This window comes from Bowmanella denitrificans (assembly GCF_039522935.1).
In the GTDB taxonomy this organism is placed as follows: Bacteria; Pseudomonadota; Gammaproteobacteria; order Enterobacterales; family Alteromonadaceae; genus Bowmanella; species Bowmanella denitrificans.
In genome coordinates this window covers 222164-247909 of the sequence record NZ_BAAAEI010000023.1, presented here as the reverse complement: position 1 = coordinate 247909, position 25746 = coordinate 222164, and the positions used below count along the sequence as shown (strand labels likewise).

At 50.1% G+C, this 25746-nt stretch carries 20 protein-coding genes; 9 read left to right on the top strand and 11 right to left on the bottom strand.

Translation table 11 applies throughout. The annotated features are described in order from the left end of the window. Nucleotides 1–11 precede the first annotated feature (11 nt). Complete coding sequence (gene glnE / locus ABD028_RS18725) at nucleotides 12–2855, bottom strand: bifunctional [glutamate--ammonia ligase]-adenylyl-L-tyrosine phosphorylase/[glutamate--ammonia-ligase] adenylyltransferase (protein ID WP_343846987.1); 2844 nt, start codon at nucleotides 2853–2855, stop codon at nucleotides 12–14. Between the two features lie 137 nt (nucleotides 2856–2992). Between glnE and ABD028_RS18720 the strand changes: the two genes are divergently transcribed. Together ABD028_RS18720 and ABD028_RS18715 are read left to right on the top strand one after the other, a co-directional pair. Next, a complete protein-coding gene (locus ABD028_RS18720; protein ID WP_343846986.1) occupies nucleotides 2993–3895 on the top strand; it encodes a DUF350 domain-containing protein in 903 nt (300 codons plus the stop codon). Next, complete coding sequence (locus ABD028_RS18715) at nucleotides 3895–4686, top strand: potassium channel family protein (protein ID WP_343846985.1); 792 nt, start codon at nucleotides 3895–3897, stop codon at nucleotides 4684–4686. Before ABD028_RS18720 ends, ABD028_RS18715 begins: the two co-directional genes overlap by 1 nt. Here ABD028_RS18715 and ABD028_RS18710 read toward each other — a convergent pair. Then, nucleotides 4683–5051, bottom strand: coding sequence for a GIY-YIG nuclease family protein (locus ABD028_RS18710; protein ID WP_425542137.1), 369 nt, complete (start codon nucleotides 5049–5051; stop codon nucleotides 4683–4685). The two genes, ABD028_RS18715 and ABD028_RS18710, sit on opposite strands and share 4 nt — an antisense overlap. 87 nt (nucleotides 5052–5138) lie before the next feature. On the opposite strand from ABD028_RS18710, the gene trhA reads away from it, so the two are divergent. Beyond that, a complete protein-coding gene (gene trhA / locus ABD028_RS18705; RefSeq protein WP_245921738.1) occupies nucleotides 5139–5774 on the top strand; it encodes a PAQR family membrane homeostasis protein TrhA in 636 nt (211 codons plus the stop codon). Between the two features lie 12 nt (nucleotides 5775–5786). Here the strand turns inward: trhA and ABD028_RS18700 are convergent, their stop codons facing one another. Next, nucleotides 5787–6047: a DUF3081 domain-containing protein gene (locus tag ABD028_RS18700; protein WP_343846984.1), complete on the bottom strand. Its 261-nt coding sequence runs from the start codon at nucleotides 6045–6047 to the stop codon at nucleotides 5787–5789. A gap of 62 nt (nucleotides 6048–6109) precedes the next feature. On the opposite strand from ABD028_RS18700, the gene ABD028_RS18695 reads away from it, so the two are divergent. Next, nucleotides 6110–7639, top strand: coding sequence for a cryptochrome/photolyase family protein (locus ABD028_RS18695; RefSeq protein WP_343846983.1), 1530 nt, complete (start codon nucleotides 6110–6112; stop codon nucleotides 7637–7639). On the opposite strand, the gene ABD028_RS18690 is transcribed toward ABD028_RS18695, so the two are convergent. Then, complete coding sequence (locus ABD028_RS18690; RefSeq protein ID WP_343846982.1) at nucleotides 7636–8241, bottom strand: outer membrane beta-barrel protein; 606 nt, start codon at nucleotides 8239–8241, stop codon at nucleotides 7636–7638. The two genes, ABD028_RS18695 and ABD028_RS18690, sit on opposite strands and share 4 nt — an antisense overlap. Before the next feature lie 210 nt (nucleotides 8242–8451). Here ABD028_RS18690 and ABD028_RS18685 point away from each other — a divergent pair, with 210 nt between their 5' ends. Beyond that, the gene (locus ABD028_RS18685; protein ID WP_343846981.1) at nucleotides 8452–8628 is read left to right on the top strand and encodes a hypothetical protein; all 177 of its coding nucleotides are present in this window, start codon (nucleotides 8452–8454) and stop codon (nucleotides 8626–8628) included. Between the two features lie 3 nt (nucleotides 8629–8631). Here the strand turns inward: ABD028_RS18685 and ABD028_RS18680 are convergent, their stop codons facing one another. Both ABD028_RS18680 and ABD028_RS18675 read right to left on the bottom strand, forming a co-directional pair. Beyond that, complete coding sequence (locus ABD028_RS18680; RefSeq protein WP_343846980.1) at nucleotides 8632–10620, bottom strand: tetratricopeptide repeat-containing sulfotransferase family protein; 1989 nt, start codon at nucleotides 10618–10620, stop codon at nucleotides 8632–8634. A gap of 61 nt (nucleotides 10621–10681) precedes the next feature. After that, the gene (locus ABD028_RS18675; RefSeq protein ID WP_343846979.1) at nucleotides 10682–13150 is read right to left on the bottom strand and encodes a TonB-dependent receptor; all 2469 of its coding nucleotides are present in this window, start codon (nucleotides 13148–13150) and stop codon (nucleotides 10682–10684) included. Nucleotides 13151–13379: 229 nt separating this feature from the next. Between ABD028_RS18675 and ABD028_RS18670 the strand changes: the two genes are divergently transcribed. After that, nucleotides 13380–15353: a BCCT family transporter gene (locus ABD028_RS18670; RefSeq protein ID WP_343846978.1), complete on the top strand. Its 1974-nt coding sequence runs from the start codon at nucleotides 13380–13382 to the stop codon at nucleotides 15351–15353. A gap of 44 nt (nucleotides 15354–15397) precedes the next feature. Continuing rightward, complete coding sequence (locus tag ABD028_RS18665) at nucleotides 15398–15877, top strand: MarR family winged helix-turn-helix transcriptional regulator (RefSeq protein WP_102797917.1); 480 nt, start codon at nucleotides 15398–15400, stop codon at nucleotides 15875–15877. A 46-nt stretch (nucleotides 15878–15923) separates the two neighbouring features. Here the strand turns inward: ABD028_RS18665 and acnA are convergent, their stop codons facing one another. From acnA to phoB, 4 genes are all read right to left on the bottom strand, one after another. Further along, nucleotides 15924–18638, bottom strand: a complete 2715-nt coding sequence (acnA, locus tag ABD028_RS18660; RefSeq protein ID WP_343846977.1) for an aconitate hydratase AcnA — start codon at nucleotides 18636–18638, stop codon at nucleotides 15924–15926. Between the two features lie 124 nt (nucleotides 18639–18762). After that, nucleotides 18763–19716 carry a PstS family phosphate ABC transporter substrate-binding protein gene (locus ABD028_RS18655; protein WP_343846976.1) on the bottom strand — a complete coding sequence of 318 codons (954 nt, stop codon included), beginning with the start codon at nucleotides 19714–19716 and terminating at the stop codon, nucleotides 18763–18765. After that, nucleotides 19697–21022 carry a phosphate regulon sensor histidine kinase PhoR gene (phoR, locus tag ABD028_RS18650; RefSeq protein ID WP_343846975.1) on the bottom strand — a complete coding sequence of 442 codons (1326 nt, stop codon included), beginning with the start codon at nucleotides 21020–21022 and terminating at the stop codon, nucleotides 19697–19699. The genes ABD028_RS18655 and phoR overlap by 20 nt, the downstream gene beginning before the upstream one ends. A gap of 17 nt (nucleotides 21023–21039) precedes the next feature. Continuing rightward, nucleotides 21040–21729 carry a phosphate regulon transcriptional regulator PhoB gene (phoB, locus tag ABD028_RS18645; RefSeq protein ID WP_102797916.1) on the bottom strand — a complete coding sequence of 230 codons (690 nt, stop codon included), beginning with the start codon at nucleotides 21727–21729 and terminating at the stop codon, nucleotides 21040–21042. A 384-nt stretch (nucleotides 21730–22113) separates the two neighbouring features. On the opposite strand from phoB, the gene ABD028_RS18640 reads away from it, so the two are divergent. Both ABD028_RS18640 and rdgC read left to right on the top strand, forming a co-directional pair. Continuing rightward, the gene (locus tag ABD028_RS18640; protein WP_343847156.1) at nucleotides 22114–23844 is read left to right on the top strand and encodes a sensor histidine kinase; all 1731 of its coding nucleotides are present in this window, start codon (nucleotides 22114–22116) and stop codon (nucleotides 23842–23844) included. A 75-nt stretch (nucleotides 23845–23919) separates the two neighbouring features. Beyond that, nucleotides 23920–24822 (top strand): recombination-associated protein RdgC, encoded by a 903-nt coding sequence (rdgC, locus tag ABD028_RS18635; protein ID WP_343846974.1) that lies wholly within the window; start codon nucleotides 23920–23922, stop codon nucleotides 24820–24822. A 40-nt stretch (nucleotides 24823–24862) separates the two neighbouring features. On the opposite strand, the gene ABD028_RS18630 is transcribed toward rdgC, so the two are convergent. After that, the gene (locus ABD028_RS18630; protein ID WP_102797830.1) at nucleotides 24863–25699 is read right to left on the bottom strand and encodes an HDOD domain-containing protein; all 837 of its coding nucleotides are present in this window, start codon (nucleotides 25697–25699) and stop codon (nucleotides 24863–24865) included. Between the last annotated feature and the right edge of the window lie 47 nt (nucleotides 25700–25746).

Here is a 25746-nt window from a genome sequence, read left to right as displayed (position 1 = left end):
CCGCAGATAAATTATCCCCCCAGGGTTTGTTGCCAGATCTGCCTCACCTGTTCACGCAATGTTTCAAACTGACCACTGTCATCCACGGCACTCCTACCGTCCAGAACATAGCGGTGACCAGCGTTGCGATAAGCCAGGTATGCTTCGGTCAGCGCCTCGGCCCATTCCGGCTTGATGATCTGATGCTGTTGCAGACTTTCAAGGATACGCACATTGTCAGACCAGAAGCACAAGGCCGGTTGCTGATGGCTTTCGCTCAACACCCAGTACTGGGTCAGAAACTCTATATCGGCGATGCCGCCACTGCCCTGTTTAAGATCAAAGCCTTGTCCGACCTGCAAGTGTTCGCGCATTTTTTCTCGCATCTGCCGTACGTCCTGCGCCAGCTTTTGCTTATCTCGGGGCTGGCAGAGTATGTCCTGGCGAGTTTGTCTGAATGCTTTGGCCAGGGTCTCATCGCCAAACACAAAGCGACTGCGACACAACGCCTGGTGCTCCCAGGTCCAGGCCTCGGCGCGCTGATATTCGGCAAAACCGTTAATATGGCAAACCAACAGGCCGGAGTTCCCCGATGGACGCAATCGTAAATCGGTTTCGTACAGATCCCCCGAGGCTGTCTTGGTGTTAAACAGGTGCATAATCCGCTGGGCTAACTTCAGATAAAACTGGCGGGATTCAATGGCTTTAGGCCCATCGGTATCTTCACAGCTGTCACAATTGTGCACAAACACCAGATCCAGGTCCGAACCATATCCCAGTTCAATCCCCCCTAACTTGCCATAGGCAATCACACCAAAGCCCAAATCACTGCCTTCTAGCCCGGCCGGACGTCCATAACGTTCCGTCATCTGTTGCCAGGCATCCAGCACCACCTGTTTAATCATCGCTTCGGCCAGAAAGGTCAGATGATCACTGACCTTCATCAGCGGCAGCACATGAGTGACATCAGCGGCGGCGATCTTCAGTTGTTGCCCCAATTTAAATTGCCGCATGGCTTCCATGCGGGCTTCTAAATCCTGTTCAGGGATACGCAGCATAAACTGGCGTAATTCGTTAAAGTAACCATCCAGCGGCGCAAGTTGATACAAATGCTGAGGGTTAAGTAACTCATCCAGCAAGATAGGGAAACGACCAATCTGTTCGGCAATCCAGGGACTGGCGTTGCACAACCTGACCAGTTGCGCCAGGGCACCAGGATTTTCCAGCAACAAATCCAGATAGGCCGTTCTTCGGCAAACCGCTTTTACCACTCCGCTCAGACGCTGTAATACCAACTGTGGTTGACTTGAGTCTTTGATACAGGCATTAAGCACCCAGGGCATCAGTTTATCCAACGATTCCCTGCCTCTTGGCCCTATGGCGCGGGCACGCATGTCCTGGGCAAAATCCCTCAGCTCTGCCCAGAAGGCTTCGGCAACAGTCGTTTGCAACAGATTTTGCAGTAAAGTCAGCGCTTCGCCATCTGACAGCGGCAGGTTCCATAAATCCTGCAACTCACTGATCTGTTCATCGGCCCCTTGCTCGTTTTCGTCACCAATCAGTTCCTGAAACTGGCCATGGATAGTCTGCATATGTTGTTCAAGGGCCCGGCAAAAACTCTGATAGTCAGGGTATCCCATGGCCAGGCACAAACGCTGGCGGTCAATGTCGTTATCTGGCAGTGTCTGAGTTTGCGCATCGTTAAACTGTTGCAGGTGATGTTCCGCCTTGCGCAGAAAGCGGTAACTTGCACCCAGGCTGTCTGCATCTTCCTCTGCCAGCCATTGCCGTAATTTGAGTTCTTCAAGCACCTGAAACAAACCCGGTTGCTGCAATGCCGCCTCCCGGCCGCCACGAATCAGCTGAAAGGCCTGAACAATAAATTCCACTTCCCGAATGCCACCAGCCCCCAGCTTTATATTGTCGGTGAGTTGTCGACGACGCACTTCCTGGCTAATCAGGCGCTTCATATTACGCAGAGCTTCGATGGCGGAGTAATCCATATAGCGACGAAACACAAATGGCCGCAAAATGGCTTTTAGATCATCGGTATGGGGGACGACAGGGTTAATCACCCTGGCTTTGACCATGGCATAACGTTCCCATTCACGCCCTTGCTCCTGATAATAATCCTCCAGTGCTGAAAAATGCATCACCAGCGGACCACTTTCACCAAATGGGCGTAGGCGCATATCCACACGAAAAACCTGACCATCGGCCGTTACCTGATTCAAAGCACTGATCAGTTTCTGCCCCAGCTTGGTAAAGAACTGCTGATTTTCCAGGGTTTTACGTCCCCCTAGGGTTTCGCCTTGCTCGGGGTAGCAAAATATCAGGTCAATATCAGAGGAGAAATTCAGCTCTTCTCCCCCCAGTTTTCCCATACCAATTACCAGCATGGGTTGTGCTGTCTGCTGATACATGGGGGTGCCATAACGCGCCTGTAAATGCTGATAGCACCAGTCACAGGCATTCTGAATAAGGGCATTGGCGAGTTTGGAAACCTGCTTCAACGACGTATCAATACTTTGCCTCGATGTCAGATCCAACCAGGCGATTCGCACCATCTGATGACGCCGGAAACGACGCAGCACTTTATGCAGGCCCGCCTCATCATTAACATCAGCAGGCAACTGCGCCCTTAGTAAGTTGTCGTAGTCAGGAACGCCCTCTACTAATCCCTTGCCTTGCAGCAGATCCTGCAAAATATCAATGTCCTGCCAGCAGCTTCTGGCAATAAAGTCACTAAAGCCGAACAGTGGCAAGACCTGTGTCTTATATTCAACCAACCACGGATGCTGCGGATATTTTTCCAGCAGTAGCGCCCAGTGCTTCTCACTAATGCCCAATAGAGCCGCCGGCATGGTTGATTGCATCAAAATTCCTTACTGATAAAAGTACAATGAAGTTATGGCTAATAATGCCAGTTCCACTCAATCCTACCAATAGACTTGCGATTGATAGCTAACCTACTGAATAATTGAGGTCTTGGTGAATAAAGAATAAAGGTCAAATGAATTCAGACCTGATAGCGTTAACTTTTTCTCCGCAGGCATTACTGTACCAGGGATTGGATATAGTGATTGCACTGTTGTTACTGGTATTGATGCGCTGGGTATTTGGTGTCTGGACAAGGGTGGACGGCAATGACCAGCTTTCCGGCAAAGACAATTTTGCCTTTGGTATCAGTATTGCCTCCAGTTTGCTGGCACTGTCCATCATCTTATGGAGCGCAGCGGAAAAAGCCTCTTCCGAAGACTATCTTGCCCAGTCCATTCAAATGTTGGTTTATGGCATTGTCGGCATACTGCTGATTAAAGTCGGGCGCTTTGTCCACGACAGACTGGTGTTGGACAGACTGGATAAGCGTGAGCAGATCCTTAGCCGCAATGTCAGTATCGCCCTGGTTGACTGCGCCAGCTCTATTGCCATCGCCATTATGATCAGAAGTGTCCTGCTGTGGACAGAAGGCTTTGATATACACAGCGGTATCGCAGTTCTCAGTGGTTTTGTTGTCACCCTGGCTGTCATGTTGGTCACAACCCGTTTAATGGAAAGACGCTTTGCCGAGGACAATCAGAACGATTCTATGCAGGATGTGTTGGTACGCGGTCAGGTAGCCCTGGCCATTCAGCATGGCGGCTTATTATTGGGTACCGCCTTTGCAGTGAGTGCCGCCAGTCAGTTGCTCGAATATCATCCCACTGCTTATGTGAGTAACCTGTTGAACTGGCTGTTTCTGGCCATGCTGTTTACCTTGCTGACGTTCGCACTGGCCTGGGCTGCTAAACGATTGGTTTTACCCGGTATTAATCTGGTACGGGAAGTGGATCATCAACATAATGTCGGACTGGCCAGCGTTGAAATGGCCCTGACTATGGGTATGGCCTTATTGTTACTTGGGTTGGTGTCCTGATGGCTCGCGGACATAAACTCGGTGCCTTTGATATCGGCATGATGGTGCTGTCGCTGGTGGCGGTCATCAATATTTGCGTGTTGGTACTGATGGATCTGCCCAAAGATGTACACAGTTATCTGGTGTTTATGGACACCCTGATTTGCATGCTGTTTTTGTTGAACTTCACCTACAACCTGTTGGTGGCCAAAAACAGAACCACGTATTTCAAGGAACACTGGATAGATTTTGTCGCCAGCATTCCCATGATAGAGCCCTTCCGCTTTGCCCGCTTCCTGCAGGTACTGCGGGTGATTCGCCTACTTAAGCAAACCCGCCATCTGGCGTTACCTTCGCTAAAAGACCGCATTCAGACCACCCTAGCCACTATGATGGTTACCCTGGTACTGCTTATTGGCGCAGCCGGACTCTCTATTTATCTGATAGAGCACGACTTACCCGGAGCCAACATCACCACCGCAGAAGATGCCATCTGGTGGAGCCTGGTTACCATCTCCACCGTTGGGTATGGTGACTACTATCCGGTTTCCACCGCTGGCAGAATCGTCAGCGTGCTATTGATTATCAGTGGTGTCAGTTTGTTTGGGGTTATCTCTGGTTATATTGCATCGTTTTTTATTACCCCGGCAGAAAAAGATCAGCTCGCCGTGCAAAACCGCCGTATTCATGAAATCCACGATCAGGTGGAAAATCTGCAAAGCCAGATAAGTGACATACAACGTATGCTGATGGACATGCATCAGCAAAACACTGCACAGAAAAGTGATCCGCCCCCAAAGGACAAGCCTTAAGTTTCCAGCAGTTCAGCCAGGCTTAACAGCCCTTCGATCAGCCTGCGTTTTTGTACTTTTGGCAGTTGTTTGACCCGATATTCTGCTCGACTGGCCTGGCTGCGATCCCCTACTTGTTGACAGAATTTCAGCTTTAATGGCCCCTTGCCTCTGAGGGCTTTAGCGCCTTTGCCCATATCTGACTGATGCTCTTCAAAGCGCCTTGCAGGCTCGGTACTGATTCCTGTATACCAATGCCCCAGACGATTCTCCACAATATACAGATACCAGCAAACTACTTCTGATTGCTGCACTTCACCGTTGCACGGTGGTTTATCACCAGCAACCGGCTCCGATAACCTTGGGTCTAATTCCTCACTCCTCACTCCTCACTCCTCACACAACATTTTCAGTGTACAGTTGTTCGCTGAAATTCTATACTTACCGCCATTGTCGGCTTTCAGGAAACCGTTTTGTCCACGCAACGCCCTTATTCCATTGCAGAAGAGTGGCTCAATGCCCTGAGCCATGGTATCGGCTTTATTGTCGCCATCATTGGATTGGTATTACTGTTGTTGCGTAGCGAATCCGGCCTGGCGATAACTGCTTCCAGTATATATGGCAGTTCATTATTGCTGATGTTTCTCAGCTCTACCATATATCACGCCGTCACTCATCAAAAACTCAAAGGCTGGCTGAAACTGTTCGACCACAGTGCTATTTATTTATTGATAGCAGGGACTTACACACCATTTATGCTGGTTAGCGTGGGGGGATGGGTTGGCACCTTGGGCACTGTACTTATTTGGAGTATTGCCCTGGCCGGTGTTGCCTTCAAATGGTTGGCCAGACACCGCTTTCCCCGTTTGTCCCTGACCTTGTATTTGTTTATGGGTTGGCTGTCCCTGGCTTTTATCTATCCTTTGTACCAGGCCCTGCCCGGTGCCGGCATGTGGTTGCTGGTTGCTGGCGGACTCTGTTTCAGTATCGGTGTGTTATTTTACGTGGCCAAACGTTACCAGTTTACTCACGCCGTTTGGCATCTGTTTGTGGTCGCTGGCTGCACTTGTCATTATCTGTCTATTTATTATTTCGTTATGCCAGCTTAGGGTGATACACCACTATGCATAGCTGGCATCGATATGCCGCAATTTTTTCTCAAACTGTTCCATCTGCTCGGCTTTTTCATAATCAAAGTGGTATTGGTTATGAAAGCCGAAACTCAGCTTTACCGACGCATCTTCAATAAACAGGGTGTACCCGTCAAAATCCGTATAGGCCTTAACCCCCTCCAATGTATACGCATCATCCTGATGTTTGCCATGACTGCGAATCTTCTCGAACACCGCAAGCACGAAATGACTGTCGAATTCATTTTTCATAAGTGATCCCTTTCTCCTTTTGCTACGAATTAACTCAAAACCTACACAACCGTCGTCTGTTAATGAAATTACTGCTATTGCTGGGGGACCAACTGTGTTTAAAGCACCCCGTACTGCAACATCTTAACCCTGCCACCGACCATATTCTGATGGCAGAACTGCCGGACGAAGCCAGTTATGTGCCGCACAACAAGTTAAAGATTGCACTGGTCTTTTCTGCCATGCGTCATTTTGCCGCAGCCTTAATGCAACAGGGCTTCAGCGTGCATTACTACCAATACACTGACACAAAAGACCGTTGGCAAAGCTTTGATGCCTTACTTCAGTATCAGCTTAGTTGTTTCGCCTATCAAGCCCTTTACCTGGTTGAACCGGGTGAGCACAGGCTACAAAGCCAGTTTAACCAATGGGCGGATAGCCTGCCTGTGCCGGTCAGACAGTTCGACAGTCACCACTTTATCTTCTCTCGCCAGCAGATGCTTGACTGGTTTGCCGGTAAACAGCAGCCCAGAATGGAACACTTTTATCAGTGGGCAAGACGGCAGACCGGCCTGCTGATGTCAGGCTCGAATCCAGAGGGCGGAAAATTTAATTTTGATAAACACAATAGTCGGGCCTGGCCGGCCAACCTTACCCCCCAAAAAGCACAGCGATTTGATGCAGATGATATAACCACCAAGGTGCTGGCTCTGGTGGAAAAGGAATTTGCACAAAACCCCGGCAGACTGGAACACTTTCACTTTGCCGTCACACCTTGTCAGGCAGAGCAAGCGCTTGACGACTTTATCCAGACCCGTTTGGCCAATTTCGGCGACTATCAGGATGCCCTGGCAGATGATGAGCCAGGGGTATTTCATAGCCTGTTGTCGGCTTATATCAATCTGGGATTATTAGCCCCCATAACTGTCTGTCGTCGGGCTGAAGCGGCCTATTATCAGGGGCAAGCTCCCATTAATGCGGTGGAGGGCTTTATCCGACAAGTACTGGGGTGGCGCGAATATGTGCGTGGCCTTTACTGGTATTGCGGCGAGGACTACGCCAACAATAATCACTTTAATGCCACACATCCATTACCCAAATGGTTCTGGCAGGGCTCAGTGCGAATGCGCTGTGTGCAGCAAGCAGTGAGCAACTCACTGCATCTGGCCTATGCACATCATATACAAAGACTGATGGTGATCGGAAATTTTGCCCTGTTGGCTGGCCTGGATGTAAAGCAGGTTTGCCAGTGGTATTTAGCTGTCTATGTCGACGCGTTTGAGTGGGTGGAGCTACCAAATACCCTCGGGATGGCGCTGTATGCTGATGGTGGCTTGTTAGCCAGCAAACCTTATGCCGCCAGCGGCAATTATCTAAATAAAATGGGTAATCACTGTCAGCATTGCCCCTACTCGCCGAAGTTGCTGACTGGCAACAAGGCGTGCCCATACAATTCGCTGTACTGGCGTTTTATTGATATTCACCAGCAGGAATTTGCTGCCAACCCAAGAATGGCGCTGATGGTCAGCCAATGGCATAAAAAAAGTCATGAACAGCGTTCTGCCATCCGCCACTGGGCGGATGGCTTAATCAGGCGTATGGACAGTCTTTAGAAATTATAACGGATGCCGATCTGGCCGATATTGGCTTCAAAATCCTCGGCACCTCTGACATGTTGGGCTTCAATACGCAGATCAAGAGAATCCGACAAGCGGAAATCAAAGCCTAAGCCGACCACACCGGCAACAATGGTTTTGTCCAGCTCACAGGACAGAGCTGCAGTGCCTTCAATGCTCAGCGCAATAGCATCACCGCGTTCACAACTTTGATTAGCCGCAATCACAGCCTGCGACTCCAGTTTGACGCTCATGACACCAACCCGGTAAAACAGCGTACCGGCTTGCGAAGACGCCTTACCGAGCAAAGCCAGATAAAGGGCATCGGCCTTGATACTGCTGCTATCTTCTGAACCCAGATTGGTCAGGCTCGGCGCATCCCCCTGTTCATCCAAAAGCTGCTGAAAGCCGCCTTCCAGCACCCACTGACGATGTAATTCATAGCCCATACCAAAGCTATAGCCCACGTCCTTGCCACCCGCCTGCCCCTGCTTGGCATCCGCATAACCGGCCGAAAGCAATCCATACATATTGTTTGCCACAGCCGTTGTACTGGTAAACAGACCCATTAAAAGTGCAGGAATTAAGGTTTTCTTCATTTTTCCATTTCCAAGTTAATTTGCCATCGGCCATGCCTGGCCGCCAACAAACAAAAGCGCAGATTTAAACCGCTATAGTCTAGCCGCTCAAGCCTCTGAGTTCACAAAAATTTTATCGTAGCGCAGCACACAGTGCAGCATGTAACAAAATTGACATAAAAGCCCAGCAGGGTAAAATTCCCGCACCATTCCCCGCCAACTCGTGCCGCGATGCCCAGCAAAGACAAAAAGAAAAAAAAGAAGGACAGTCAATTACTTATCCGTATCGATAAAGAGATGCGTAACACTTTTATTGAATTGTGCGAGCAGCACGACAGTAGCGCGGCAAAAGAACTGCGCAGCTTTATACAGTCCTATATCGAGCAACATAGTCATACCGAAGGCTAATGCCTAGTGGCCAACGTCTGCCAACACATCGCTACCCAGCCCTTGTTGTAGTTCGCCTAACCAGGGCGAAAAATGTCGCCACTGTTCAAGCCCTGATTGGTAAAGCGGCTGGCGAACCTGCTCTGAGCTGGCGGTCTTGATTGCCCGGCGGGTTTGATGGAAATCCAAACAAGCTCGTTCAAATGGCAAGCCAAGAAAATCCAGCAGTTGCCGGACCTGTGATTCAAAATCTGCCACCAGAAGCTCATATTGAAGCCGATACACTTTTCCGGGTAAAACCTTGTCCCAATGCGCCATCAAGCGTAAATAGTCCCTGTAGTAAGCGGCGATATCAGACAGGGCATACGAAAATTCCTGTCCTTCGGCAAACAACTGTTTAAAGCCACTAAAGCAGCAGGCCATAGGATGGCGTCTGGCATCAATAATTCTGGCGTTAGGCAGAATCAGCTGAATCAAGCCAATGTGACGGAAGTTATTAGGCATTTTATCGATAAAATAACGCCCCTGCCCGCGATGAATGCGGGTATCACGAATATAAGCCTCACCCAGTTCCAGCAGTTGTTCAGCACTTAGTTCATGCAGGTTGGCCGGATAAGCTGGAGCACTGGCTCTTCGCCCCTTAAGCCGATGCACAGTAGCGAGAATATTAGGCAGTTCCATAGTGCCATCCACCATGGAATGAGAGGCCAAAATTTGTTCCAGTAAGGTGGACCCGGCCCTTGGCAAACCAACAATAAAAATGGGCGCATCATCCGCACAGCCCATGCCTTGCCTGCTGCTGAACAGACTTGTATCACAGTGTTGGATCTGCCCATTCACTTCCTGGCTGAACTTCTCTGCGCTGTAATGCAGCGCGGCTTTTTTTAAGCTATTGCCCTGCTTGTAGTGAATAAAGGCATTTTCATATTCTTCACTGTCTTCAAAGGCCTTACCCAAGGCAAAGTGCAGGTGAATTTTATCCTCAGGCAACACTGTCTGCTGCTCGGCCAGGCTTTGCATATCAGCCATCTGAGCAGGAGTGAAACGGTAGGTCTTCAGATTGGCCAGGCTCCAGTAAGCATCGCCAAAATCTTGCCTGGCTTCGATAGCCTGTTGATAGGCCTGCACTGCTTGCTGATGTTGCCCCAAAGTCTTTAGCGCATGACCTTGCAACAAGGGAATATGGGCGTTGCCTGGCATCAACTGCCAGGCTTGCTGATACAGGCTCAAAGCCTGCTCAAATTGCCCCACCGCGACCAATTGATTGGCAAGCAGAATTTGATAATGGCCATTGTCAGGATCGGTATCCAGCAAAGTCCTTGCTTGTTGCAGGGCCTGCTGATATTTCTGTCTTTTGTGCAAAACCAGCACATAGTCCTGCCTCGCTCCCAAATGCGCCGGTTCAAACGCCAGACAGCTCTCAAGCAGAAACTCAGCGTCATCCAATATATAGTGTTTCAAGCCAATCTGCGCCAACAAGCGCATGGCATTGACATGTCGGGGATGGTGCTGCAGGTAATGGCGACATAGTTGTTCGGCTTTAAGTAACTTGCCTTCATGCAACATACTGGTGGCGCTTTGTATCTCAATTGGTAGCGCCTTAAGTTCACGGACATTGGCCACCATCAGCTGGTGGCCAGGATCAGACTCAGGTAATAGCTCTGCGAGCCGCTGCCAACTGGCCAGCAGTGCCGGGTTAAATTGCACAGCCTGGCGATACGCCATAATTGCCCGGGCGGTTTCCTTACCAGCAAGCAGACAATGGCCCATTTCCTGGTAAAGTCGGCCGTAACCTGGGTCCAGCAAACGTAAGGTCTGTAAACTGCTCAGCGCGTCGTCCAGTTCCCCCAGATAGCGCTGCGAAACGGCGAGCAGGTACCAGGCTCCCTGATCATTGCCATCGGCCTTAAGCAAGTCTGTAAGCTGCGCTTTAGCCTGGGAAAAACGCCCCTGATTGACGTCCTGGCGAATCAGGGCCAATTGCCTGTGTCTGGCTTCATTATGTTGTTTCAATTGTACTTCACACCTAAAAAGTCAGGGCGGTCGCCACCGCCCTGAAAATTAAACGCACTAATCAGAAATAATCATAAGTCAGACGCAAGCCTATGGTTCTGGGTCTGTTGGTGGTAATGCGGGTAATATCATCCTGGTCATTGATAAACAGATCGGCCCGCTCATCAGTGAGATTCTGGATATACAATTCCACGCCCCAGGCATCTTTGCGCACGCCCAAGCTGGCATCCACCGTGGTGTAACTGTCCTGACGTTTTCTGTCGGCCGCCACAATAGAACTCCAGGATGCATCGGCATATTGTGCGGCTACCTGCCAATAGGCGTCATAAGCACCGGCATACCAGGCATATCTGGCCCTTAGGGTACCCTGAAATTTGGGTGTCAGTGGTAACTCACTACCAACCGGCGCCATTTCAATCACCTGGGCATTAACCGCCGTTAACTCGGTATCATTGTAAGAAAACGCGCCATAGAGAGTCAGATTATCGCTGGCATTCCAGACTAAATCGGCTTCCAATCCGCGGATTTCCGAGTCTGCGGCGTTTTCGATAAAGGTCAGGATGGACACATTTTGCGGGTCAAAACGCGACACCTGCATATCCGACCATTCCACATAGTAAAGATTACCGTTAAACCGCAAAGTACGGTCAAACAGCAGGGACTTCCAGCCAAACTCGTAGTTAGTCACATCATCGGTCTGATAGGTTACGGCCACGGTGGGGAAGTCAGGATTAGCAGAGGGAATGCCGCCACCACGGTTAAAGCCCCCTGGTCTGAAGCCTTCTGAGTAGGTGGCGTAAAACAATATGTCGTCACTGGCCTGATAGCTTAAGTTGAACTTCGGGATCCAGTCATCGGCTTTAAGAGGCTCGGTGCTATGCCCACCGGAGGCATCATAGTCACGCCCACGATCAGTATTCTTTGAGCCCTGAAAAATACCATCGGCAAAGTTGGACGAGCCAGTATAGTCCGATTCCATATCATAGTATCTCAGGCCCAGTGTGGCGCTCAGGCTGTCGGTGAACTTATAGGTAAACTCCCCAAACAGCGCGATTTGTTCTTCGGTGCGGGTAATATCATTGAAAAACGCTACGCCGGCAGGACGGGTATCGGGATTGATATTATTCGCCGCTGCAATGGGCGCATTAGGTGCAAAACCCAGATGCTGGGTGGCGGTATAGACAAAATCATCCTGGGTTTCAATATCGACCTTATCCAGAAATACCCCGGCCACTGCGCGCCATTTAGCATAATCCGGTGTGGAGACCCTGAACTCATGGGTCTGGCGGCTATGTTCCTGAAAGCCCTTAAAGCCTTTGGTGGGGTCCAGGCATTGACGGTTTTCGGTGATCAGACTGGGATCAATACCGTAATTAACGATGTAATCCGGATTGGTATAAGTACAAGTATAGTAAGCAATAAAGCCGCCGGAGTTGTTATAGCCGGTGTAATCAATGGACTGCTCCACTTCGCGATCCAGATAGGCACCGGTATACACCATATCCAGCGCGCCAAGACGCCCCTTAAGAGTCCAGGACGTTTGCCCAAAGGTATCTTCCAGTTCATCCGGGAAGTAACGTTCCACCTGCAAATCCCCTACCTCGGGATCATAGTCAAATACCCCATCAGCACCCAACTGTTGCTGGGTATGCTGTACCAACAACTCCCAATTCTCGGTAATCCAGTAGCGGGCCCCTAAACGAAATCCCTGGTAATAACTGTCGTTAAAATCCTCTTCAGCCAGATGCACGTTGCTGACCGAGGTATAAGTGGTATCAGGTGGCACCACACCGGCAACGGCGGAATCCGGGTTAATGGCGGGGTCGAGAGTGAATTCCCCTGCCACATTGTCAATGTAGCCGCCACGCTGCACTGTATAAAAAGCCCCGCGTACTGCGAGATCGTTAGTTAGCGGTAAGTTGACGTAGGTTTCTACCGCATTGCTCATCTCACCGTCTTTTGTGCTTTCCAGAGACGCTTTGAAGCCCGCTTCAAAGCCGTCCAGTCTCGGCTTTTTAGTTATCAGTCGCACGGTACCGGCCTGGCTGCTGGCACCAAACAAAGTACCCTGAGGCCCTGGCAACACCTCAACCCGTTCAATATCCGTTACATAGACATCCAGATTTCTACCGGGAGCGGTCACTGGCTGCTCATCCAGATACAAGGCCACATTCGGCATGGTGCCCTGGGCACCCGATAGCATCACAGTGATAGGCTGAATTGACATACCGCGGATATACACACTGGACTGCCCAGGTCCACGGCCGCCTGACGTCACATTTGGCATATAGCGCACATAGTCATCAAAGTTGCCGACCCCCAGCGCTTTAAGCGTACGCTCCCCCAACGCCTGGACCGCGACAGGGGTTTCCTGAATATTCTGCGTTCGCTTGGTGGCCGTGACGGTGATGGTTTCTACCTCTTTTTTGCCAGATTTTTCACCGTCATTTTGTTGCTGCTGAGCAAGCAATGGGCTGCTGACAGATAAGGCAGAGAGTATAGCTATGCTGAGTTTTCGCTGAATAAGCATGGGTGTTTGATGTTCCTTTTTGTCACATTATTAATTTGTGTGCGAATTAATATTTTAAAGGGAAAACCATCAGGATCAAATGCACCAGCACAATACTTTGTCATGCGATGCCAATGAATTGCTGAAAAACAGACTTTAACGCTTACAAGAAGAGCAAAGAATGCAGACTATCTAATTCACCAAATTAAAAATATAATTCGTCATCAAATTAATTATTAAAGTGGTTGCCGTGAGCCAAGAATTGTCCCCCGCTAAACTCAATCCGCCGGTGTTTTATTCCGCGACCTTGCTGATCTTCGTGCTTATGGGTTATGCCGCCCTGGCACCGGATCAGGCAGATAGTGTTTTTCAGGGGTTACAGACGCTGATTGTCAACAATGCCAGTTGGTTTTATGTGTTAGTGGTCGCCATTATTCTGGTTACCGTGGTGTATCTGGGCGCATCCAGATATGGTGAGATAAGATTGGGGCCTGATCACGCCAAGCCGGATTACACCAGACTCACCTGGTTCTCAATGCTGTTTTCTGCCGGTATGGGAATAGGGCTAATGTTCTTTGGTGTCGCCGAACCGGTGATGCATTATTTGTCCCCTCCGGTAGCCGAGCCTGGCACCGTCGTCGCAGTGAGGGAGGCGATGAAACTGACGTTCTTTCACTGGGGACTGCATGCCTGGGCCATCTACGCCATAGTGGCGCTGATTATGGCCTTTTTCAGCTATCGCCATGGCCTGCCACTCACTCTGCGCTCTGCGTTATATCCGCTTATCGGCGAGCGTATATACGGCCCACTGGGCCATGCTGTGGATATTTTTGCCGTTATTGGTACCGTGTTTGGCGTGGCCACTTCGTTAGGGTTTGGCGTATTGCAGGTCAATACCGGTTTGAACTATTTGTTCGGTGTACCTGTTGGCACCACCACCCAGGTGATACTGATTATCGCGGTGACACTGCTGGCGGTGATATCGGTAGTCACCGGGCTGGATAAAGGAATACGGCGTCTGTCAGAACTCAATATGTTGCTGGCAGCCGGTTTATTACTGTTTGTACTGATTCTCGGGCCCACGGTGTTTTTGCTACAGGCTTTTGTGCAAAACACCGGCGCTTATCTGTCGGATATTGTGCGCAATACTTTTAACCTTTTTGCTTATGAAAAAACCGACTGGCTGGGCGGCTGGACAATCTTCTATTGGGGCTGGTGGATAGCCTGGGCACCTTTTGTCGGCTTGTTTATTGCCCGTATCTCCCGCGGTCGCACTATTCGAGAGTTTGTACTGGGTGTGTTGCTGATCCCATCGGGCTTTACCCTGATGTGGATGACTTTTTTCGGCAATTCTGCGATTGAAATGATCTTTGTTCAGGGCGTCACAGAACTTGGCCAGATGGTTAATGACGACGTATCCATTGCCCTGTTTGCCTTTTTGTCACATTTCCCCTTTTCTTCTGTTTTATCGGTGATTGCCACAATAATGGTGATTGTGTTTTTTGTCACCTCGGCCGACTCCGGCTCATTGGTCGTGGATATGCTGTGTTCCCATGGCCGTAACGACACACCGCTTTGGCAACGTGTTTATTGGGCTGGCGGTGAAGGCTTGGTGGCCATTGTGCTGTTATTGGTTGGCGGCCTTGGGGCATTACAAACAATGACCATTGTCAGCGCCCTACCCTTTGCGCTGGTGTTACTGCTCGCCATGTTAGGACTACTGAAAGCGTTAAGGGTTGATGTGTACAAGAGAGAAAGTTTAACACTGTCGGTTGCGCCAACCTTTGCCGCCGCACCTACCAGCAGTTGGCAGGAGCGTTTGCACAATATCGTTGATTATCCCAGCCGCGAGGTTGTTAGCCGCTTTATTCAAAAGGTGGTGCGGCCGGCCTGTGAAGATGTGGCCAGGGAGTTAAACCGCCAGCATATCCAGGCTGAGGTGGAAGACAGTGAGCAGCAGAGTATCAGGCTGAGAGTCAGCCACGGCGATGAGATGGATTTTACTTATTCTGTCCTGCCAAGGGGGCATATACAACCAAAGTTTGTCCGCCAGGAAGTGGACCAACAGCAAATGGACGAAGATATGAAATACTACCGGGCCGAAGTACATTTGTCAGAAGGGGGACAGGATTATTGCATTATGGGTTGGTCCAAACAGGCGGTGATTGGCGATATTATCGACCAATATCAGAAACATATGCATTTTTTACATATGCTGAGATAATGTCTGATTAAAGACGGTCTATGATTTCTGACAGTGGCGGTAAGATGGAAAAACATGACGAGTTGCTGGTAGCCCTGCGCAAAGTAATCCGCGCCATTGATTTGCATTCCAAGCAACTTGAGCGTCAGGTGGGGCTGACCGGACCACAGTTGCTGGTGATGCGTGCCATCACCAGGTTTAACGGTGCCATGGTCAAAGAAATCGCCGATCATACCAACCTCAGCCCCGCTACCATTACCAGTATTCTGGACAGATTACAGAGCCGCGAATTAGTGCTCCGGCAACGCTGCACTGAAGATAAACGTAAGGTCGGAGTATATCTGACCGATGCTGGCATCAAGGCACTGCAGGCGGCACCACAAATGTTGCAGGAGCATTTTATCCGCCGCTTTGACGATCTGAAAGACTGGGAACAAAGCCTGTTGGTGTCATCCATGCAACGTCTTGCAGCGATGATGAATGCAGAACAACTGGATGCCTCGCCGCTATTGGAAATTGGCCAGGTGGATAAGCCTAAACTATAACGCCAGTACCGCCATCTGACGGCACTGGCTTCCTGACAAATGAGGTCTATTTAGCCGCCAGGTTTCTCAGCACATAAGGCAGGATCCCGCCATGCAGGTAGTACTGAAACTCGTTGGGGGTATCAATACGTACTTTGGCGACAAAACTTTGCGGTTGTCCATCTTTGCTGCGCACACTCACATTCACCTCACGCGTATCAGGGCCAATCTCATCCACGGCGAAGTACTCCTCACCAGTCAGTCCCAAAGAGTCAGCACTTTGCCCCGGCATAAACTGCAAGGGTAAAATCCCCATCCCCACCAGGTTGGAACGGTGGATACGCTCATAACTTTGCGCAATTACCAGCTTAACCCCTAGTAACATCGGCCCTTTGGCGGCCCAGTCACGAGAAGAACCTGTACCATATTCCTGGCCTGCCAGCACCATCAATGGCATGCCCGCAGCCTGATAAGCCATGGCAGCATCGTAAATGGACATTTGCTTGTTGTCAGGAAAGTAGCAAGTAACACTACCCTCGCTGCCCGGTGCCAACTGGTTTTTTAACCGCACGTTGGCAAAAGTACCGCGCATCATCACTTCGTGATTACCACGACGGGAACCATAAGAATTAAAGTCCACCGGCTTGATCCCCTGCTCTTGCAGGTATTTCCCAGCCGGGCTGTCGGGTTTGATGGAACCGGCCGGCGAAATATGATCGGTAGTAATACTGTCGCCTACCTTGACCAGGCACCTGGCGTCTTTAATGGGTTCGATGGCAGAGGGCTTATGGGTCAGCCCGGCAAAAAAACTGGGCTTACGTACATAGCTTGAATCCGGCCAGGCATAGCGATCGCTTTGGGGCACCGGCAAACTGCGCCAATTAGCGTCGCCCTTAAACACATCCGCATACTTGCTTTTGAAGTTCTCTGCTTTGACATTGGCATGAATGGCCTGCTGGATCTCCTCGCTGCTGGGCCAGATATCGGCCAGGTACACATCCCGCCCCTGGCGATCCTGACCTATGGGCTCTTTGAGCAAATCAATATTCATACTGCCGGCAATAGCATACGCCACGACCAGCGGTGGTGAGGCCAGATAATTGGCCTGCACATCCGGGTGAATACGGCCTTCAAAATTGCGGTTACCCGACAACACTGAACAAACCAGCAGTTTTGCCTGTTTAACTGCATCCCCAATCGGCTGTGGCAATGGCCCGGCATTGCCGATACAGGTGGTACAGCCATACCCCACCAGATAAAAACCCAGAGCCTGTAAATCATCCAGCAACCCGGCCCGTTCAAGATAATCAGTGACCACCTGCGAACCCGGTGCCAGGCTGGTTTTCACCCAGGGTTTACTGTTAAGGCCTAATTCCCTGGCATTGCGGGCCAGTAACCCTGCAGCAATCAAAACCGCCGGGTTGGAGGTATTAGTACAGCTGGTGATAGCCGCTATCACCACATCGCCATGCTTAAGATCAAACTGCTGATCCTTGTAGCTAACCCTGGCCTGACCTTGTTCAGCCAGCGACGACTGCCCTGAAGCGGCACCACCGCCCTCGGCGTCAAAGGTAGCAATACGCTGGGCCAGCTCCTCACTATGCTCGGCCATCATCGCAGTAAAAGCCGACTTAGCATCACCCAGGGCTAATCTGTCCTGAGGACGTTTGGGACCGGCTATAGAGGGCTCAAGACTGGATAAATCCAACTCCAATAAGTCGGAGTACTCGGCTTCAGCGGCGTTAGCGTCATGCCATAACCCCATCGCCTGCATATAGGCTTTAATCAGCCCAATCTGATGCTCGCTGCGCCCGGTCAGGCGTAAATATGACAAGGTCTCCTCGTCCACCGGAAACAATCCGCAGGTTGCCCCGTATTCTGGGGCCATATTGGCGATAGTTGCTCTGTCTGCCAGACTCAACTGGCTTAATCCCGGCCCAAAAAATTCAACAAACTTGCCCACTACGCCCAGCTTGCGCAACTGTTCTGTCACGGTCAGTACCAAATCTGTTGCGGTAATACCCTGGGGCATTTCACCGCTAAGTTTTACTCCGACCACCTGAGGGATCAGCATACTGACCGGCTGGCCTAACATAGCGGCTTCGGCTTCAATACCCCCGACTCCCCAGCCAAGCACACCAAGACCATTGATCATGGTTGTATGGGAGTCTGTACCCACCAATGTGTCGGGATACAGGGTATCATCCTGCTCAAACACCACTCTGGCCAGATATTCCAGATTAACCTGATGAACAATACCGGTGCCAGGCGGCACCACGCGGAAATTATTAAACGCCTGCTGACCCCAGCGCAGAAACTGATAACGCTCCTTGTTGCGTTGCATCTCGATTTCAGTATTACGTACAAAGGCATCCTGATTGCCATACTCGTCCACCATCACGGAGTGGTCGATCACCAATTCTACCGGCGAAAGTGGATTGATGCGGGCCGCATCCTGCCCCAATTCCTGCATGGCATCACGCATGGCGGCAAGATCGACAATAGCCGGTACGCCTGTGAAATCCTGTAACAACACTCTGGCCGGTACAAACGCGATTTCTTTGTCTGGCTCCTGCTTTGGCTGCCAGTTTACCAGCGCCAGAATATCCTCATCGCTGACAAAATCCTGGCCAGCATGGCGTAACAGGTTTTCCAGCAGGATTTTCAGACTGAAAGGCAATCGGGATATTGAATGCTGCTCAGCCAGCATAGTGAAGGGATAGTAACGATACTCTTGGCCCTCAAATTCCAACCTGACGGCCTGGGCGTAGCGTGATGGCATACAGCCTCCTTTTCCATGTTTAGCACGACACTTTCTAAGCTCTGGTGCTTAAAAGAACTTTTTCAAGGTCACAATACCTAAAAAGCAAGCTTAGAAGATGCCAAACAGATTGACAGGAAAAAGGTTACTCGATGACTACTCCGATAAGGCGTAACTGCTGACGAATGACATTGTCAGGCACAGGAATAAAGCCGTCCCTTCGCACCAAATCCTGGCCGACAGGAGACAAAATAAAGCGGATAAATTCTCTTTCCAGCAAAGGCAAAGGCTGCTCTGGCGCTTTGTTTACTACCAGATACAAAAAGCGCGACAAGGGGTACTGTCCCGAGGCGATGTTTTCCATACTGGGCGAGATATACTGGTTTCCTTGCCTGGCAATCGACAAAGCTCTCACCCCGGCAGTCTTGTAACCAAAACCCGCATACCCCAATGCACCATCTGAGTACGCCACAGATTGCACCACAGACGCGGAGCCGGGCTGCTCATTCACTGTGGCCAGAAAATCGCCCTGACACAAGGCTTCAGCCTTAAACAAGCCGTAGGTACCAGACACCGAATTTCGTCCAAACAAACGAATTCGTTTGTTCTTCCAGCTACCCTGCAAACCCAGCTGATGCCAGTATGCTATAGATTCCGGGCCACCACAGTAGCGAGTCACTGAGAAGATAGCATCCACTTCCTGCAGATTCAGCCCCGCCACCGGGTTGTGCAGGTCGACAAACAAGGCGATAGCATCTATGGCGACTTTCAGTACGGTTGGCTGATAACCATGCACTTTGCTGAAATAGGCAATTTCACTTTCTTTCAAGTCACGGCTCATGGGGCCAACGTTGGCAGTGCCTTCGGTCAGCGCCGCCGGGGCGGTAGAGGAGCCCGAGGCCTGGATCTGAAACGCCACATGCGGGTAGTAGCGTTTAAATTCCTCTGCCCAGAAGGTCATCAGATTACCCAGAGTGTCAGAGCCCACCGAGGTGATGGTGCCCGACACACCCGGCTGTTTTTGATACTCGTCAGCCGAAACGGGTAACACGCATAAAGCCAGCGACAGCAGCGCGGCACTAATTCTGATTACTGGCATGACTGTGCACCACGGTAAGCTCGGTTGAAAAACGAAAAGAAAAACGACTGCCTTTGCCGACTTCGCTGTCAATTTCCAGTTTAGAGTTATGGTGAGTCAGCACATGTTTAACAATCGCCAGACCCAATCCCGACCCACCTGTTTTGCGTGAGCGGGCCTTATCCACCCGGTAAAAACGTTCTGTCAGTCTCGTCAGGTGCTTTTCGGCGATACCGTCACCATTATCCTGCACATAAAACTCCGCGGTTTTGTTGTGCAGACGCCAGCCAACCCGAATGCAGCCCTTGCCTGGTGTGTAATGAATGGCATTGAAGATTAGGTTGGAAAACGCACTGCGCAGCTCAGTTTCAATGCCGAATACACGCAGTTGTGGATCAACCTCAAACTGAATGTCATGGCCTTTGTCCTGATTCAGTGCACCAGCCTCACTCTGAATCGCCGCCAGCACTTGCGGGACATCGACAATTTTTTCATACACCCGTTCAGCGCTGGCTTCTATCCGCGACAGGATCAGTAATTGTTCTATCAGGCTCTGCATGCGACGGGTTTGTGAGGTCATCTCAGCAAACGCCTTTTGCATAAACGCTGGCGGATAGGCCTGAGGATCGGCATTAAACATTTCCAGATAGCCATTCAGCACTGTTAATGGTGTGCGCAACTCATGGGACACATTGGCAACGAAATCCTTGCGCATTTCCTCAAGCTGAGTCACTCGGGTCACGTCCCTTGCCACCAGTAACAGGTGCTTTTCCCCATAAGGCATAATGCGGTATTCAAGGATCTTGTCGATATTGGTAGGAGAAGTGACTTCGATGGGGTAATCAAAATTACCCTCGTGAAAAAACTCGATAAACTGTGGGTGGCGAATCAGATTGTCCACCCGCCTGCCAGCATCCTCCGGCCAACGCAGTCCCAGTTCGATTCTGGCCAGCCGGTTACACCAGGAAATACAGGCATTGGCATCCACCACCACGGCGGCATCAGGCAAGGCTTCCGCCCCTTCGCGGAAACGTTTAACCAGAGCCCCCAATTCCTTGCGTTTATTACGATTTCGTCGCTGAAGGTAATAAATCCCCTCATAAACATGTTCCCAAACCCCGGTGGTTTTGGGCGGCGTCATCTTTTTGCTGTGCCATAGCCAGCGATTTAGCCGATAAAGATTCCAGTAGTGCTGAGCAAGCAGTAACAATGCGGCCAGGGCAAATGCCACGGCCAGACTGTCAAAGTAAAGACCAATCAATAGCGCCAGCAAAAAGTAGCCGACTAATCGACCGATAATTTTCCACCAGGAGAAGGGGTAATACATGTCCTTGTCTAACCCGTTCAGACCTTAGCCGAGAAGCGATACCCTGCCCCCCTGACGGTCTGAATCATCGCATCATGGTTGTGCCTGGAAATGGCTTTACGCAAGCGGCGGATATGTACGTCCACGGTACGGTCTTCCACATAGACATTGGTACCCCACACGTTGTCGAGTAACTGCTCACGACTATAGACCCGCTCGCTATGAGTCATAAAAAAGTGCAACAGTTTAAACTCGGTCGGGCCCATATCCAGTGGATCTTCCTTGGCCGTTACTCGGTGAGAAATGGGGTCCAACACCAGACCATTGAACTCGATAGGTTCATCACCAGAAGTGGGGGTTACCCGGCGAATCACCGCTTTCATCCTGGCCACCAGCTCTTTGGGTGAAAAAGGCTTAGTCACATAATCGTCCGCACCGGCGTCCAGGCCGCGCACCTTATCATCTTCTTCCCCCCTGGCGGTCAACATAATAATGGGGATGTCACGGGTATGTTCGTGTTGCTTCAGCTTCTTAGCCAACTGCACACCACTGCCACCCGGCAGCATCCAATCCAGCAGGATAAGGTCGGGATAGGGTTCCTTAACCATTTCCAACGCCACATCATAATCTTCCGCTTCCATGGTTTCGAAACCGGATTGCTCCAGTACGAATTTTACCATTTCACGAATGGGCGATTCGTCTTCCACCAGCAACACTCTTTTTGACATGGTTTTAACCTTCTTCATGAAAACGCCCGCAATTATTGGTTGAATCTGTGACAGTTTTATTAAAGCTTGTTGACAAGCCAATGCAAAATTCGCCTGAACTTGTCAGGGAGTGGGGGTATGATAATTTTTGCGCTTGGCAATTGCCAGTCCAGCAGCAAAAGCCATACGGATGGCTGCAGACAGGCCAGGCTTCAGATTAAAACTAAATTTTCTGAAGCCTGGTGTTGAGTAATGTAAAAAAGCCACATTCAGCGCCACATGCCATTTTGCCAGTGCAGGGTATCTTACATGCTTGCAGCTAAGCGATTCTAAACGCTTGTCTAATATTGCCTTTACGCATATTCTTGGTCTAACAGGAGTGGGCTGATGAGCGGGTCAAATTCAATGTCGAAAGTAAAAACAGGGCTGTCAAAGAAGCTGTTGACCCGTGTACTTTCGGTTTATTTTATCCTCACTCTGATCGTCACCCTTGGTCAGATCTTCACTGAATACCTTAACGCCAAAAACCATATTGAAGGCGAACTGCAAACCCTTAAGAATACCTTCAGCACCAGTCTGACCCGTGCTATTTGGGAACTTAATACTCCTCAGGCCGTGTCCATCGCAGAAGGACTGATGGAACTTCCCATAGTAGACGGTGTGCAGATACGCGATGAAAATGCCAATTACATTGCGGATTTGGGCCGCACCAACAAACAGCCGATGGAACCCGTCACAACAGGGGTTATGCGCGACCATGCCGGTGGCACCTTCGGCTACAGTTTTCCGCTGATTTTCGAATTTTCCGGGCGCACTTCACAGGTGGGTGATGTCACCCTGTACTCCAGTTTTGAAATTATTTTCGGGCGCATCGAAGTTGGTATTTTCTTTTTAATCGGCAACGCCTTTATTAAAACCGCATTTCTTATCTTCCTGTTTCTGAATGCCTTTCGGCGTATGCTCACCGACCCTTTGGCCGAACTCACAGAGCAAATCAGCAAATTTGATATCAATCGTCTGGAGCAGTCCAAGCTGCATGTTCGATTAACCGAAGAAAATGAACTAAAGGTATTACAGGACTCCTACAATCAATTGGTTGATGATTTGATTCGCTTCCAGAATAAGCTGAATCAGGCGCAGGACGAACTGCGTACTGCCAATCTGAAACTGGATGAACACAACCTGTCTCTGGAGCAGGAAGTGGCGCGCAAAACCGCCTCGTTAAGTAAAATAATGCTGGATCTGGAGCAGCAGAAAGACGAGTTAATGGTGCATCAGAAAGAATTGAAGCAGGAAAATGAAAATCGCCGCAAAGTCGAAGAAGAATTACTGAAAAAGAATGCTGAACTGGCCGAATCAATGAAAACCCTGCAAATGGCAAAAGATCAGTTGGTTGAGTCGGAACGCATGGCATCGCTAGGTGGTCTGGTTGCTGGCATAGCCCACGATGTAAACACGCCATTGGGAGTGGGCGTCACTGCTGCCAGTTTCCTGCAGGAACGCCTGAAAGGTCTGCAGCATGCCTTTGATGAAAAGAGCCTGACCGCCAAAACCATGGCAACCTTCCTGAATGAGGGACAGCAAACGGCCACCTTGCTGCTGACCAATTTGAACCGGGCCTCGGAACTCATTGCCAGCTTTAAACAAGTAGCAGTTGACCAAACCAGTGAGGCCGAGCGTGACTTTGACCTGGGTGAATACTTGCAGGAAATCATTCAGTCACTGGCGCCCAATTTTAAAAAGACCCAGCATAAAATCGAAGTGGATTGCCCGGCCCATCTGCAGGTACGCTGTGCCCCTGGTATTATCGCGCAGATATTTACCAATATGATTATGAACTCCCTGATCCATGGCTTTGAAAACAAGAAAGCCGGCACCATTCAAATTAAAGTCAGCCGTCAGGATGACAATATTCATATCCAATACAAAGATGACGGCAAGGGCTTGTCGCAACAGCTTCTTAATAAACTGTTCGAAGCATTCTTCACCACCCGACGTGGGCGAGGCGGTAGCGGTTTGGGCACCCATATTATGTACAACCTGGTCACCCAGGCCTTACATGGTCAGATTGACGCCCAATCTGAGGAAGGCAAAGGTTTATGTTACGACATTCACTTCCCGGTAAAGCGTGATTAATCTCCTTTATCCTTAGCCTGACATCCTGACCAATCCCTGCTACTCTGCGCCCTCTTTTAAGCAGCGGAATGTCCCATGTGGTTTAAGAATCTTAAAATTTATCACCTTTCCCAGCCTCTGGATTTAGCACCTGAAGACCTGCAGGACAAGCTGAGCCAGGCGGCTTTTCGCCCCTGTGGCAACCAGGACATCGCCAGTATGGGTTGGACGTCACCTCTGAAGCAGGGAGACAGCCTGGTACATGCTGCCGACGGCCGCATATTGTTAGGCCTGAAGAAGCAGGAGCGCTTATTACCTGGTGCCGTAGTAGCCGCAGAGCTTGAGCAACGAGTTGAAAAGATTGAGCGCGAAACCGGTGCACCAGTCGGCAAGAAAGCCAAACAGGAGCTCAAGCAGGAAATAACCCATCAATTGCTGCCCAAGGCTTTCACCCGCGACAGTTATACCTTTGGCTTTATCTCCACAAAAGACAATCTGGTTGTTGTTGACGCATCAGCCGATGGCAAAGCGGAAACCTTCCTGGCTCATTTGCGTAAAACCATAGGCTCCTTACCCGTGGTGCCACTGTGTCGACGCAGTTTAGCCGCTGATCTAACCGCCTGGTTAAAAGGAGACAGTATTCCCCAGGGGTTCGACCTGCTGGAGGAAGCCGAGCTTAAATCACCAGATGAGGACGGCGCGATAATCCGTTGTAAAAACCAGCCACTGGATGCCGAAGAAATTCAACTCCACTTGCAAAATGGTAAGCTGGTACAAAAAATCGCGCTGGACTGGGACGAGACCCTCACCGCACTATTGCAGGAAGACCTGACGGTGAAACGTCTGAAATTCAGCGATGTGCTGAGAGAACAGAATCAGGATATCCCAAAGGATCAACAACTGGCCAGAATGGATGCAGATTTTTGCCTGATGGCCGCCGAAGTCATCCGGCTGATCAAAGCCCTTGACCAGGCCTTTGCCTTGTCTGAACAAGACTGATAGATAAGGCCCGGCATCCAACAGGTGCCGGGCTGAGCCTTTATTGAAAAATGGCTTTGGCGTTGTCCCGCATAGTTTTGAATTCGTCTGCTTCCAGTACACTCAAATCCTTAAACAGGCCTTTCTGCTGACTGATATTCATCACCGCATCTTTCTGACTACCCATATGGCCACAAAGTGCCGCCCCTAAACGGACAAAGTCCAGGTAAGTAACCTGTTCTGGCAAATAGGTCATATTTCGCCAATTTTCTGCCACCGTCACCAGCTCTTCATGGAAACCCCATTCTTTGAGGATAACCCCACCGATACGACCGGATAATTTCTGTACTGCGACAGCCAGAAAAGTTGGATTGGCAAACACATCGTCGTGACGCTCAGCCTCGGTAAAAATTGGTAGCACGCCAATATTGTGTACCAAAGCAGCCAGGGTCATGATGTCCAGATTTAAGCGCTTTTGTTTGGTTTGCTCGGTATGCACTTGCAAGGCAGCCATAGCATTGGCCACCACATCAATGGTCTGCTCCCAAACCTGATTTATATGCTCATGCACAATTTGATTCTTGGAAACAAACAACTGTTCCATGGCCAGGGCGGTGGCAATGTTTTTAACCTGTCTCAAGCCAATACGAGTCACCGCCTGATGAATGGTTTCCACCTTAACGGTACGTCCCATATACGCACTATTGGAAATTTTGATAATCCTGGCACTAAGAGCCGGATCCTGGCCAATCACATCAGCCATTTTATTTAAATTCACTTCGGGATCATCGGCTGTGCGACGGACCTTCAGGGCAATGGCTGGTAAGGTGGGAAGCACTAGTGTGTCGTTATTAATTTTCTCTACCAGTATTGTCAGTAAGGCGTTTTCTGTGGACATATTCCAACCTTTATTAGCGGCGTTATGATTATTTCCCTTGAAGGGGC